Here is a 12171-nt window from a genome sequence, read left to right as displayed (position 1 = left end):
ACGCCGTCTGAATTTGCGGCAGCATACCGAACGGGATAGGGGGGCAAAGCAAGCGATCAATAAACGATCGCATTAATGGACTTTGCTAAGCAGCGGTTGGCTTAGATTTTGGGGGCAGGTCAACCCATGAGATCAAATCGTGCGTAATAAACTTGAATCTCTACTAAATGAACTCCATGCAGCACATCAAAAGTCTGATATAGCGGTTGCATGCGAGAAAAACGGACGCAGTTGGGGTTATTCGTTAATTACCACGTCGTTGAAACCCGATAAACCTATGCTGATAGGGTTTAATTGGGGCGCTGCAACTGGGGAAAATTACGACAACCAGACAAGCATCGAATCAGAAGCCTTATTGGATCAGGATTTGGGATCGTTTAAGAGAATAGTGCCATATACTGAAAAATTCTTAGGGTACGGCACCATGGTTGACGCATCCCAAACAAACTATTGTTTCTTTAGGTCTCATTCAGAACGTGAAATATCCCAAACAGATATAAATTTGTGCAAACCAATATTCAGAGATCTATTGTCCGTCGTGAAACCGTCAATGATTCTTTGTTTTTCAAGCAAACTTAGAGACCACTTGATAGAAGATCGCCAGGTTTTTGACCTCAAAACAAAAGTCATCACTTTTAAACGTGGCGCAACAGACATCAAGTACGTCGTTAAAAAGGGGGCATTGGATGGCGATATTAAAGTCTATTTTCTACCGCACCCGAATTATCCGATGCGAAAGACAGCGAGAGAACAAGCATGGGCTTTCTGCTTCGATTAGGGTTAACAATCAGCAGCAGCGGAAAAAGCTACGCGCCGCCGATTTTTGGTTCGCTGCGCTCACTTTACCAAAAATTGGCTCTGCTCCGCTTTTCCGCTGTGCAGGGCGTTATGTGCAAATAGTGAAAGGAGAATAATTTGAGTTCTGATGATCGTGAGCGAACATTGGCTGATGTAGAGAAGACATTCTATGAGGCTATAAGAAAGAACACAGTATTTTCGTCCTTAAATCGTTCTGCATCGGCTATTGAAAAACTTGCTGTTAATACTGAGGCTCTGACTGAGGAGATTAAGAATGCCAATGAAACTTCTACTAAATTAACCAAAAGCCTAAATAGGCTAACTTTTGCTGCTGTTGTAATCGCCGCAGGCGCTTTGATTCTGGAAATATACAAACTATGCGCTGCCAGCTAGCACATAACAAACCGCTTAAATACGTTTCGGCCACAAAAAACCTGACCTCTACCGGAGCCCATAAGGCAACCAATACCGAGCAAAGTTACTACAGAGGTAAAACGTCATGAAAAGTGAATATGATTTTTCAAAGATGAAATCCAGGAAAAATCCCTATGCGTCCAAGCTAAAAAAGCCGGTAACTATCCGGTTAAGTGAAGATGTCATAGACTATTTTAAAAGCATGTCTGAAGAGTCGGGCATTCCTTACCAGAGTCTAATCAATCTTTACCTGAGAGATTGTGCCAATCATCATCGTAAGCTCGACATTAAATGGCAGCCATAACAAGTATCGGCAGTCGGACAAATTACTCGCTGCTTTAGGCGCTCGCCGCCTGATGACAAAATGCACACATTCGTGCTAAGCTTTCGCGTATGAAAATCTACAATTGGAATCCCAATAAAAATCAGGAGCTTATCGTTGAGCGAGGCGTTTCTTTTGAAGAGGCGATCTTCCATATTGAACATGGTGGGCTACTGGATGATATAGCCCATCCAAACGCCTCTGATTATCCCAACCAACGGATTTTCGTCATTTGCATTAAGGAATACGTTCATCTGGTTCCGTATGTGGAAAACGAAGATGAGGTGTTTTTGAAAACAATCATTCCCAGCAGGAAATTTACCAAGTTGTACCTTGGAGGTGGCTCATGAGCAAAGGTAAGTTATCGAAAGAAGAGAGAGCTCTGCTTGATGCCGTAGAGGCCGGCGAATTTGAGTCAGTATTAACGGAGTCCCGTAAAAAGGAGTTGGAGGCAATAGCCAGCAACACCTTTAAAAAAGATAAGAGAATAAATATTAGAATCTCCAACAGGGATTTAACCGCGATCCAGTCTCGCGCTTCGGAAGAAGGTATTCCGTACCAAACTTTCGTATCAAGTATTATTCACAAGTACATATCTGGCTCTCTGCAAGATCTCACGGCTAACAAGCAAATGCAGCCGACGCAAAAAACGCGCGACTGATTTAGGCGCTCTACATCCGTGTGCCTAAGAGAGGCTCTGCATAATAGAGCGTGAATAAGTTAAGCAGTACTGCGAAATCACTTGGCAAGCCGATGACAAAAACGCAAACCGCCCAACGGAGAGCCGTCGGGCGGTTTAAAGGAAGGTACGGCGAAAATCAGCTATTGCGGCTGAGCACCTCAAGTACTGTAGTGTCTTCGTAGTTGGTGATCCACATTTTGTAGGCCGCTTCATTGTGGTTGCGCCAATGGGCGACGGCCTTGTCGATTTCGCCCGCTTCGATCAGGTCAATCAACTTGCTCTGGGAGCGTAAGCCTGCGGCCAGGGTTTTTTGAGTCGCTTCTTTGTTACGCCACTTCTGCTCAGCCACCAGAGCCTGATGCACCGCAATAATGGAGGAGATAGCATTGTAGAGGTGGCGCAGGGGCCGGTTTCCCGCAAGTTCAACCAGCGTGGCATGAAACTGATCCAGCGCGGCGGAAAACGCCTGGGGATCTTTCAGCAGCGCCTGTTCTTCAGCGGCCAAACACTCCCGCAGTCGCGGCGGGGCTTCTTCCCGGGCATTGGTCGCCACCAGCCGCACCAGCGCCGGCTCAGAGGCGTTGCGAGCCAGGTAGACCTCAGACATGGTCACACCCTCGGCCTGCAATACCATCAAGGTGTTTTCGGCGATCAGGTCCGGGCTGGGGGCATGTACCACCGCCCCACCCTTGGCACCGCGGGTCACCGACACCAACTGTTGGGCTTCGAGAATTCGGTAGGCTTCACGAATGGTAGGCCGCGACACGTCAAATTGTTCCATCAAGTTCGCTTCGGCGGGCAATTGATCGCCGTCGCGCAGCTTGCCGCGAATAATCTGGTCCCGAATATTTCCCGCCAACAGCTCCGACGCCTTTGGCACCTTGAACCGCTTGGCTCCTCGGCTGTTTTTACCTTTACCGGGAATTCCGGTTCGGCTGGTCACATCTGCTATTTCTATCATATCGGCCCGCTTTTCTGACACCTGCCCTAAAACCCGAACAAGGGCTACTCCAATTTCCGCTATTTAATCATATATACCATTTTACTTCCTTAGTGAAAGAAGACTTTCGCGACCTTCCCAAGCAACTTTATTTTCAACCCCTTGCCAAATCATATATACGATTGATATGATTAACACAATTATACTAAAGATACGCTGAATTGCGAAGGTCGCCGACCACACACAGAGCGCTCTGCAGCTACCACAACAGGATTTACCGCTCATGCAACCGAGTCTCATCGAACGTATTCACCAGGTCTTGAAACTCTCCCCTGAAAGTCCTGCCCTTGAATTTCAGGGGCAGTGGTTTAGCTGGCAAAGCATTAACGATGCCATGAACCAACTGGAAGACAGTCTGGTTAAAGCGGGCCTGGGAGAAGGCGATGTGGTGGGTGTGCTGCTGCGCAACCGCCCTGCCCATGTGGCGGCGCTGATGCAGGTACTGGCCTCGCGGCGCTGCGTAGCAACCATCAACCCCTTTCAAAGCCCCGACAAGGTCAGCGCCGACATCCGCGGCTTGAAATTGAAGGCAGTGATCTGCGACCGCGACGATCTGGCCCACGCCCAGCTGAGCGACACCGCACGGGAATGTGGCACAGCAGTGTTGGAAATGTCCGCCGACGAGGCACTGCATATCTCGACGGTACAAGCGGCACCGGCACAGGCCAGCACCGACTACCACCCGGCGCTGCCCAATACCTGCATACTGATGTTAACCAGTGGCACCACCGGCCCCGCCAAACGCATCGAACTACCCTATCGCAGCTTCGCGCTGTCGCTAATGGGCACACCGGGGCACTACAGCAGTCACAAGGAAGTTGAAGATATTCGCTTGAAAGACACCCCCGCCGTACTGACCACACCGCTGGTTCATATTGGCGGTATGTTCGCTGCCATGGCGGCGGTTACCCAAGCCCGCCCCATCGTGATTCTGGAGAAATTCAGTGTCGCCGAAATCCGCCGCGCCCTGACCACCTATCGGCCCAAGCTGATTTCCCTGCCTCCCGCGGCGCTGCGCATGGTGATGGATGCCGATACCCCGGTAGAAGAACTGAGCAGCCTGCTCGCTATTCGCTGCGGCAGTGCGCCGCTACCTCCCGCCCTGCAGGAGGAATTTGAGAACAAGTATGGCGTGCCCTTGCTGGACTCCTACGGTGCCACCGAGTTTGCCGGCGCAGTAGCAGGCTGGACGATTGGCGACCACAAACAATTTGCCAAGCAAAAACGCGGCTCGGTCGGGCGCGCACAACCAGGTACGCAAATCCGTGTGGTCAATGCCGACAGCGGCGAAGTTGTGCCGCCCAATACCACGGGGATACTGGAGGTGATCTCCAATCAGATCGGCCACAAGGAGTGGACCCGCACCACCGACCTCGCCCAAATTGATGAAGACGGCTTTCTGTACATCAAGGGCCGTGCCGACGATGCCATTATTCGCGGAGGTTTCAAAATTCTTCCGCAGGATGTGGTCGCGGTGCTGCGTAGCCACGACAAAATCAAGCAGGCCTGTGTGGTCGGTATTCCCGATCAGCGTCTGGGTGAAGTCCCGGTGGCAGCGATTGAACTGCGGCCCGGCAGTGGCGAGGTCAACATCGATGAAATTATTGCCTTTGCCAAAAACAAACTGACCTCTTACCAGGTACCAACAGCAATCAAGATCGTCGAGGAGATGCCCCGCACACCGTCGATGAAAATTTCCAAACACGCCGTGAAGAACCTGTTTCTGGATCAGGCATAAAGACCCGACGCAATGGGCCAAAACAGCATGGATCAAACGACTATGGATCAAGCACTGGTATTACAGCATCTTGAGAATGGGGTACTAACCCTCACCCTCAATCGCCCCGCCAAGCTCAACGCGCTGAACCCGCCAATGATGCGCCAGCTCACCGACGCCATGGCCGACGCCGCCGCCAACCGCGATGCACGGGTGGTGGTCATCACCGGCGCGGGCAAGGCCTTCTGTGCGGGTGGCGATATCGCCGGCAAACCCGAGAAAAAGCAGCCCATGAGTGCCGAGGAAGAAGCGGCCGCCGCCGAGCGCCGTGCCAAGCGCCCCCCCGACACCATTGTGAACCGGGTGAAGTGGCTGCGTGACAATATGGAAACCTCGCGCATCCTCTACGAAATGCCCAAACCGACCATCGCCATGATCCGCGGCGCAACGGTCAGCGTCGGCATGGCGCTGGCGGGAGCCTGCGACTTTCGGGTCGCCAGTAACAAGGCCGTGTTTATCACCTCATTTATCAAGGCCGGCCTATCCGGCGACTATGGCGCCAGCTTCTTCCTGACCCGCCTGCTGGGCAGCGCCAAGGCAAAGGAACTGATGTACCTGTCAGAAAAAGTGTCTGCCGAGGAAGCCCTACGCATTGGCCTTATCAATCAACTGGTGGATGACAGCGAACTGGAAACCGCCACCATGACGCTGGCTGCCCGGTTGGCCAAAGCGCCCCCGATCACCCTGGAATTGATGAAACGCAATATGAACGCCGCCGTCGATGCCAGCCTGAGCGACCAACTGGACCGGGAGGCCAGCCATATGGTGATGTCTTCCATGACCGACGATCACAAAGAAGCGATTCGTGCCTTTGCCGAAAAGCGCGAGCCTGTATTCAGCGGCAAATAACCCACGATTAACTGCGATTTACCTGGAGTTCGAACATGTCTGACGACAACAAAAAACAAATCAGCGAAGAATTTGAAAAAGCGACCAACTACGAATTGACCGATCACGATATCGAACGGGCGCGCCTGTTGATTGGCATCGATCTGGCCTGCCGCGACAAGGAACAGATCACCACCATCAGCGAAGACAATATTCGCACCTACGCCCAGGGCTGTGGCAGCGACAACCCGCTTTTTGTCGATCCTGACTACGCCAGCAAGACCCGCTGGGGCGGCCCCATTGCACCGCCGATTATCTCCGGTTTTGTCAACAAGCCCCTGCTTGGCGACCCGATTCCGAAAGAAATCAAGGATCAAACCAAAAGCGTGTTTCGCGGTATTCACGCATTTATTTCCGGCGGCGAGTGGAAGTTCTACAAGCCCCTCTACCCCGGCGACAGCGTGTACAGCTTTTCCGGTGAAGTCGATCTGGAAGTCACCCCCTCTGAGTTCGCCGGTCGCAAGGTCACCCGCCTGAACCGTTCGGTGAAAATGAACCAGCGCGGTGAAGTGATTGCCGAATACACCTACCGTCTGATTCTGACCGAGCGCAAGAAAGCCCGTGAAAAGGGCAAGAACTTGAGCATCGAACCCGCCAGCTATACCGATGAGGACATCGCCCGCATCGATGAGCTTTACGCCAACGACAACCCCCGTGGCCGCGAGAAGCTGTTCTTTGAAGATCTGGAAGTTGGCAGCACACTACCCGATTCCGTGCGCGGCCCACTCACTGTTACCGACGTGGTCAACTTCCACGCCGCCGGTTACGGCTGGGTGCCCTATGGCCTGCGTACCGGTCGCATGTGGCACAAGAACCGCAAGCGCATCGCCCCCTTCTATGTGAAAAATGAAATGGGTGTACCCGATGTGGCCCAGCGCCTGCACTGGGACAGCAGTTGGGCACAGGCCATTGGTAACCCCCGCGCCTACGACTACGGCGTAATGCGCGAGCACTACCTCTACCACTACCTGACCGAATGGGTCGGCGACAACGGCTGGGTAGTCAGCATGTACGACGAAATTCGCAAGTTTAACTACATGGGCGATGTCCAGTTTGTGAAGGGCGAAGTGGTCGGCAAGCGCGAGGAAAATGGCCAGTACCTGGTTGACCTGAAAGTGCAGATGATCAACCAACGGGATGAAGAAACCGTACGCTGCACCGCCACCATCGCGCTACCCAGCAAAACAGGCGGCGCGGTGCTGTTGCCGCAGGCCGACGAAGCGACCCAGCGCAAAGCCATTGAAATGCTGGCCCGCCACGGCGAGCTGCTGGCTGAAAAGCAAGCCTGAGCTGCTGTCACGGAGAATTGATGTGGACCTGAAATACAACGCAAGCTACGAGGCCTTCCGTCAACAAGTGGTCGCCTTTCTCGGCGAGCACTGGCCCGCGCCGGACAGCGCCGGGGACTCCCGCGCTGAGAAAGAAGCCTGGTTTCGTCGGCAGGCCATTGCCGCCGGTTACCTGTATCGCGGTGTACCCCGCGAGTTCGGAGGATCGGAGCAGGAGCCTGACATTCTCAAGGCCACCATTATCCGCGACGAGTTCAGCAAGCGCCGCGCACCCATGGAGGCTCCCGGCATCGGTAATATGATGCTGGTGCCCACCCTGCTGGAGTGCGGCACCCAGGAACAGAAAGAGCGCTTTATTCCCAAGACCCTGACCGGCGAATACCACTGGGCACAGGGCTACTCGGAACCCAATGCCGGTTCCGACCTGGCCTCGCTGCGCACCCGCGCCGAGCTGGTAGAGGGCGAGAACGGGCCGGAGTGGTCGATTAACGGCCAGAAAATCTGGTCCACCCTCGCCCAGTTCGCCCAGTATATGTTTGTATTGGCGCGCACCGAGCCAGAGGCTGGCAAGCACGCCGGTATTTCCTATTTGCTGATCGACCTGAAAAATCCCGGCATTACCATTCGTCCGATCAAACAGGTGACCGGCGGCAAGGAATTTTGCGAGGTCTTCTTCGACGACGCCCGCACCCCCGCCGACTGGATCGTCGGCGAGCGCGGCGAGGGCTGGAAGGTGTCAAAGGCCACCCTCGCCCACGAACGCAGCTCTATTGGCGGCGCACAAACCGCCGTGGGTCTGTTTGAAAAACTGGTAGAGCTGGCCAAGGGCGTTGAGTACCAGGGCGTGACGGCTATCGACCACCCGCAGATTCGCGAGCGTCTGGTCACCCTGGAAGGCTATGTGCAGTCCCACCTCTATTCCAGCTACCGTCAGTTGTCGATGGCTGCCGCCAAGCAAAATGCCGGTCGCATCGGCCTGATGAACAAGCTGATTAACACCAATATCGGTCATATGGTCGCCGATATTGCCAAAGACCTGATTAACGACGCCGCCCTGTTAATGCCCCCGGCCAAGGGCCGCGCAGAGGGCGATGAAAAATGGCTGAATCAATTCTTTGGTTCCCTCGGCGTGGCTATCGCCGGCGGCACCTCCAATATTCAGCGCAATATTATTGCGGAGCGGGGCTTCGGCTTACCCCGCGACGATGCGGAGTAAGGCGGTATGGAATTTTTACTCTCGGAAGAACAACTGGAAATCCAGGACACGGTAAAACGCTTTCTGGACAAGCATTGCCCCTCAACAGCCTTGCACAGCTATTTTGACGACCCAGCGCAGCTGCCCGAGGCCATCTGGCAGGGGCTGGTTGAAATGGGTGTGCCCGCCTTGATCGTGCCCGAAGCCTTTGGCGGCATGGGCATGACCCTGTTGGACCTGGCCATTATCGCCGAGGTACTGGGGCAGGCCGCTGCGCCCAACCCGCTACTGGGCCACACTCTGGCCACCCAGGCACTGATCTATGCCGGCAGCCCGGCACAACAGGAAAAGTGGCTGCCAAAGCTCGCCTCCGGTGAGTGTCTGGCCAGCTTTGCCACGGCGGAATCGGGTAACTGGTTGGCGCCGTCACTGAGCTGTGTCAACGGCAACATCACCGGCCAAAAGCAGCATGTGCCCCACGCAGAGCACGCGCAGTTAATCGTTGTCGCGCTGGCAGGTGGTCGCTACGCCCTGATCGAACAAGGCGCTACGGGACTGGAAATCAGTGCCGAAAATGTCGCTGACCGCACCCGCCCGCTGGCAAGCCTCAACTTGAACGATTGCCCCGCCGAATTACTCGACGGTGATTGCGGGAACGCCGCTGAACCCATCCTCAATACCGCATTGGTATTGCTGGCCGCCGATAGCTTTGGCGGCGCTGCACAATGTGTAGATATGGCCGTGGACTACGCCAAGACCCGCGAGCAATTTGGTCAACCCATCGGCAAGTTTCAGGCCCTCAAGCACCAGCTGGCGAATATGGCGGTAGATGTGGAGCCGATGAGAGGGCTGTACTGGCACGCGGCCTACGCCTTCGATCAGGAGCCCGAAACGGCGAGTCGCCAGGCGGCACTGGCCAAGGCTCATCTCAGCGACCGTTTTTTACACGTCGCCCGTGAAACAGTGCAAGCCCACGGCGGTATCGGCTATACCTGGGAGTGCGATGCCCAGATTTTTATCAAACGGGCTCTGTTCAACTACACCTTTATGGGGAATGCCGGTTTGCATCGAAAGCGGGCCGCCGACCTCGCCGATTGGTAAGGCTAAACTGAGTCAGATCCGACATAACGACAACGGGCTGCCACAGGCAGCTGACCGGAGACACACAATGAAAACACGCGTAACTGAATTACTCGGCACCCAGTACCCCATTATTCAAGGAGGTATGCAGTGGGTGGGCCGCGCCGAACTGGCGTCTGCGGTGTCCAATGCCGGGGGGCTGGGTATTCTCACCGGTTTGACCCAACCGACCCCGGAGGATCTGGCCAAGGAGATCCAGCGCTGTAAAACCATGACCGACAAGCCCTTCGGCGTAAACATGACGGTATTTCCCACCATCAAGCCACCGCCCTACGCGGAATATATCGATGCGATTATCAGCAACGGCATCCATATTGTGGAAACCGCTGGCCCCGGTGCCGTGGAATTTATGCCTACAATGAAAGAGGCCGGAATCAAGATCATCCACAAGTGTGTCGCTGTTCGCCATGCGCTGACCGCCCAGGGGCTGGGTGTAGACGCCATCAGCATCGACGGCTTTGAGTGTGCGGGCCACCCCGGTGAAGAAGATATTCCCGGTATGGTGCTGATTCCGCTGGCGGCCCGTGCGCTGGATATTCCAGTGATTGCATCGGGTGGTATCGGCAGCGGTCGCGGTATGGCGGGTGCATTGGCACTGGGTGCCGAAGGCATCAACATGGGTACCCGCTTCTGCGCCACCAAGGAAGCGCCACTGCACGAAAACATCAAGCAGGCGCTGGTCAATGCCAGGGAACAGGACACCAACCTGATATTCCGCACACTGAGAAATACCGCGCGGGTATTGAAAAATGATGTGTCCAACCAGGTAGTGGAAATTGAACGCCGCCCTGGCAAGACCGATTTTGCCGACCTGCGCGAGCTGGTTGCCGGTGTGCGCGGCCGCGCTGCATTGGAAGCCGGTGAGGTGAACGACGGCATCATTACCGCCGGCATGGTAGTGGGCCTGGTGGACGATATTCCCACCTGCGCGGAATTGATTGAAGACATTATCAGCGAGTGCAAACGTGAGCTGGCCAGAGCCAACAGCTATTTTTAAGCTGGCCTGTTAACCCACAATAAAGAGCGAAGCCCTTATGAAAATTGCCAAACAGGCAGCGGTGGTCGGCATCGGATCGACCCCCTACTATCGCCGCGGTGAATCCCACCCCCAGACGTTTAATGAAATGATCTGCAAGGCAGTGATTGCCGCCACTGAGGATGCCGGTCTGTCGGTCAAGGACATCGACGGTTTCTCTTACTATTCCGGTGGCACCGACACTCCCCTGCTGATGGAGTCCCTGGGGATTCCCGAAGTACGCTATTCCTCAATGGTCACCAGCGGGGGCGGTGGCAGCGTCGGCGCGGTGCAAAACGCGGCGATGGCCATCGCCACCGGCGCGGCCAATGTGGTGGTGGTGCCCTTCTGTATGCAACAACCCACCGGCAAGCGCTACGGTTCAATCATGTCGCAGATAGACCCGACTCCGGACAAGGCCTTTTTTATGGCCGGTGGACTGGTCGGCCCCGGACACTTTTTCGCCATGCTGGCCAAGCGCCACATGCATAAATACGGCACCCGTCGGGAAGCCTTCTGCGAAGTGGCCATTTCCACCCGCGAGAACGCCATTACCCGCCCCCAGGCGCGCTTTCGCAAGCCGCTGACCAAGGAAGAATATTTTGCTGGCCCGATGATCGCCGACCCCCTGTGTCGCTACGATTTCTGCCTGGAAAACGACATCGCCGGGGCACTGATCCTGACCAGCGCCGAGCGCGCCAAAGACCTCAAGCATCGTCCCGCCTACGTGCTCAATGGTGAGCAGGGTGGCCGCCGGGAATGGGGACGGGCCATCGCCTGGATGAACATGTCCGACGAGTACTTCGCCTCAGCGGGCTACGCCAGCATAGCCGAGCACCTCTATGGCGATGCCGGTATTACCGCTGCCGATGTCGATGTTGCCCTGCTCTATGACCACTTCTCACCGATGGTGGTTATGCAGCTGGAAGACTTCGGTTTTTGCCAGCGCGGCGAAGGCGGTGCCTTTGTCGAAGAGGGCAATATTCGCTTCAAGGGTGGCAGCATTCCGGTCAACCCCCACGGCGGCAACCTGTCAGAGGCCTACGCGGTGGGTATTACCCATATGATGGAAGCGGTAGAACAGATCCGCGGCACCGCCATCAATCAGGTCAAGGACGCCGAAATCGCCCTGGTTACCGGCGGCCCCGCTTCGCTACCCATCAGCGGTCTGCTGCTGTCACGATAAGGAGAACACCATGAGTGAGTCCGTTTACGCCAAAGCACCACCCGACGAGCTGTTTCAACTTGAGGTGGACACCTGGACCGAGCCTTACTGGACTGCCTGTAAAGCACATACCCTGAAGCTGCCCCGCTGCGGCAACTGTCAGCACTACACCGAACTGGGCGCTTCACACTGCCGCCACTGCCTGTCCCAGAACATTGAGTGGGTAGAGCACAGCGGCGAGGGCCGTATCTTTTCATTTACTGTGGTGCGTTTTCCGGTCATTCCGTCGCTGCAGGATTCAGTTCCCTATGTGCCGGCGGTGATTGAACTGGACGGCGTTGAGGGTTTGCGCCTGATATCCAATGTTATTAACGCACCGCTGGACAGCATTGAGGTCGGCGAGAAGGTCAGCATTTGCTGGCACGACCGCGACGATGGGGTCTCCCTCCCCCGCTTTACTCTGGCCAATGCCCAATAAACCGAAAA

At 55.3% G+C, this 12171-nt stretch carries 14 protein-coding genes; 13 read left to right on the top strand and 1 reads right to left on the bottom strand.

Annotated elements, in window-relative coordinates; translation table 11 throughout:
* Positions 1-139: 139 nt before the first annotated feature.
* From HCU74_RS04120 to HCU74_RS04100, 5 genes are all read left to right on the top strand, one after another.
* Complete coding sequence (locus HCU74_RS04120; protein ID WP_168449117.1) at positions 140-778, top strand: uracil-DNA glycosylase family protein; 639 nt, start codon at positions 140-142, stop codon at positions 776-778.
* 137 nt (positions 779-915) lie between these two features.
* A complete protein-coding gene (locus tag HCU74_RS04115; protein WP_168449116.1) occupies positions 916-1191 on the top strand; it encodes a hypothetical protein in 276 nt (91 codons plus the stop codon).
* 106 nt (positions 1192-1297) lie between these two features.
* The gene (locus tag HCU74_RS20405; protein WP_168449115.1) at positions 1298-1516 is read left to right on the top strand and encodes a BrnA antitoxin family protein; all 219 of its coding nucleotides are present in this window, start codon (positions 1298-1300) and stop codon (positions 1514-1516) included.
* Positions 1517-1605: 89 nt separating this feature from the next.
* Positions 1606-1884, top strand: coding sequence for a BrnT family toxin (locus tag HCU74_RS04105; protein WP_168449114.1), 279 nt, complete (start codon positions 1606-1608; stop codon positions 1882-1884).
* Positions 1881-2195, top strand: coding sequence for a CopG family antitoxin (locus HCU74_RS04100; protein WP_168449113.1), 315 nt, complete (start codon positions 1881-1883; stop codon positions 2193-2195). The genes HCU74_RS04105 and HCU74_RS04100 overlap by 4 nt, the downstream gene beginning before the upstream one ends.
* A 157-nt stretch (positions 2196-2352) precedes the next feature.
* Here the strand turns inward: HCU74_RS04100 and HCU74_RS04095 are convergent, their stop codons facing one another.
* Positions 2353-3177 (bottom strand): FadR/GntR family transcriptional regulator, encoded by an 825-nt coding sequence (locus HCU74_RS04095; RefSeq protein ID WP_168449112.1) that lies wholly within the window; start codon positions 3175-3177, stop codon positions 2353-2355.
* Between the two features lie 262 nt (positions 3178-3439).
* Here HCU74_RS04095 and HCU74_RS04090 point away from each other — a divergent pair, with 262 nt between their 5' ends.
* The 8 genes from HCU74_RS04090 to HCU74_RS04055 all read left to right on the top strand — a co-directional run bounded on the left by HCU74_RS04090 (position 3440) and on the right by HCU74_RS04055 (position 12163).
* Positions 3440-4954: a class I adenylate-forming enzyme family protein gene (locus HCU74_RS04090; protein WP_168449111.1), complete on the top strand. Its 1515-nt coding sequence runs from the start codon at positions 3440-3442 to the stop codon at positions 4952-4954.
* Between the two features lie 27 nt (positions 4955-4981).
* A complete protein-coding gene (locus HCU74_RS04085) occupies positions 4982-5842 on the top strand; it encodes an enoyl-CoA hydratase (protein WP_168449110.1) in 861 nt (286 codons plus the stop codon).
* 35 nt (positions 5843-5877) lie between these two features.
* Positions 5878-7170, top strand: a complete 1293-nt coding sequence (locus tag HCU74_RS04080; protein ID WP_168449109.1) for a MaoC family dehydratase — start codon at positions 5878-5880, stop codon at positions 7168-7170.
* Positions 7171-7192: 22 nt separating this feature from the next.
* Positions 7193-8386, top strand: coding sequence for an acyl-CoA dehydrogenase family protein (locus tag HCU74_RS04075; RefSeq protein ID WP_168449108.1), 1194 nt, complete (start codon positions 7193-7195; stop codon positions 8384-8386).
* Between the two features lie 6 nt (positions 8387-8392).
* Positions 8393-9466 carry an acyl-CoA dehydrogenase family protein gene (locus tag HCU74_RS04070; protein WP_168449107.1) on the top strand — a complete coding sequence of 358 codons (1074 nt, stop codon included), beginning with the start codon at positions 8393-8395 and terminating at the stop codon, positions 9464-9466.
* Positions 9467-9533: 67 nt separating this feature from the next.
* Positions 9534-10502, top strand: coding sequence for an NAD(P)H-dependent flavin oxidoreductase (locus HCU74_RS04065; protein WP_168449106.1), 969 nt, complete (start codon positions 9534-9536; stop codon positions 10500-10502).
* A 37-nt stretch (positions 10503-10539) separates the two neighbouring features.
* Positions 10540-11706, top strand: a complete 1167-nt coding sequence (locus HCU74_RS04060; RefSeq protein WP_168449105.1) for a thiolase C-terminal domain-containing protein — start codon at positions 10540-10542, stop codon at positions 11704-11706.
* Positions 11707-11716: 10 nt separating this feature from the next.
* On the top strand, positions 11717-12163 hold the full coding sequence (locus HCU74_RS04055; protein ID WP_168449104.1) for a Zn-ribbon domain-containing OB-fold protein: 447 nt from the start codon (positions 11717-11719) through the stop codon (positions 12161-12163).
* The last annotated feature ends 8 nt before the right edge of the window (positions 12164-12171 follow it).

Origin of the sequence: Spongiibacter thalassae (assembly GCF_012272835.1) — a bacterium.
In the GTDB taxonomy this organism is placed as follows: Bacteria; Pseudomonadota; Gammaproteobacteria; order Pseudomonadales; family Spongiibacteraceae; genus Spongiibacter; species Spongiibacter thalassae.
Note: the sequence above shows the minus strand (reverse complement) of the source record. Positions and strands in the feature narration are given on the sequence as shown.

What these genes read in the sequence shown, in the direction of transcription:
- HCU74_RS04065 (WP_168449106.1), top strand. Translation starts at nt 9,534, where the DNA reads ATGAAAACACGCGTAACTGAATTACTCGGCACCCAGTACCCCATTATT.
- HCU74_RS04090 (WP_168449111.1), top strand. Translation starts at nt 3,440, where the DNA reads ATGCAACCGAGTCTCATCGAACGTATTCACCAGGTCTTGAAACTCTCC.
- HCU74_RS04055 (WP_168449104.1), top strand. Translation starts at nt 11,717, where the DNA reads ATGAGTGAGTCCGTTTACGCCAAAGCACCACCCGACGAGCTGTTTCAA.
- HCU74_RS04080 (WP_168449109.1), top strand. Translation starts at nt 5,878, where the DNA reads ATGTCTGACGACAACAAAAAACAAATCAGCGAAGAATTTGAAAAAGCG.
- HCU74_RS04085 (WP_168449110.1), top strand. Translation starts at nt 4,982, where the DNA reads ATGGATCAAACGACTATGGATCAAGCACTGGTATTACAGCATCTTGAG.
- HCU74_RS04060 (WP_168449105.1), top strand. Translation starts at nt 10,540, where the DNA reads ATGAAAATTGCCAAACAGGCAGCGGTGGTCGGCATCGGATCGACCCCC.
- HCU74_RS04095 (WP_168449112.1), bottom strand. Translation starts at nt 3,177, where the DNA reads ATGATAGAAATAGCAGATGTGACCAGCCGAACCGGAATTCCCGGTAAA.
- HCU74_RS20405 (WP_168449115.1), top strand. Translation starts at nt 1,298, where the DNA reads ATGAAAAGTGAATATGATTTTTCAAAGATGAAATCCAGGAAAAATCCC.
- HCU74_RS04070 (WP_168449107.1), top strand. Translation starts at nt 8,393, where the DNA reads ATGGAATTTTTACTCTCGGAAGAACAACTGGAAATCCAGGACACGGTA.
- HCU74_RS04105 (WP_168449114.1), top strand. Translation starts at nt 1,606, where the DNA reads ATGAAAATCTACAATTGGAATCCCAATAAAAATCAGGAGCTTATCGTT.
- HCU74_RS04100 (WP_168449113.1), top strand. Translation starts at nt 1,881, where the DNA reads ATGAGCAAAGGTAAGTTATCGAAAGAAGAGAGAGCTCTGCTTGATGCC.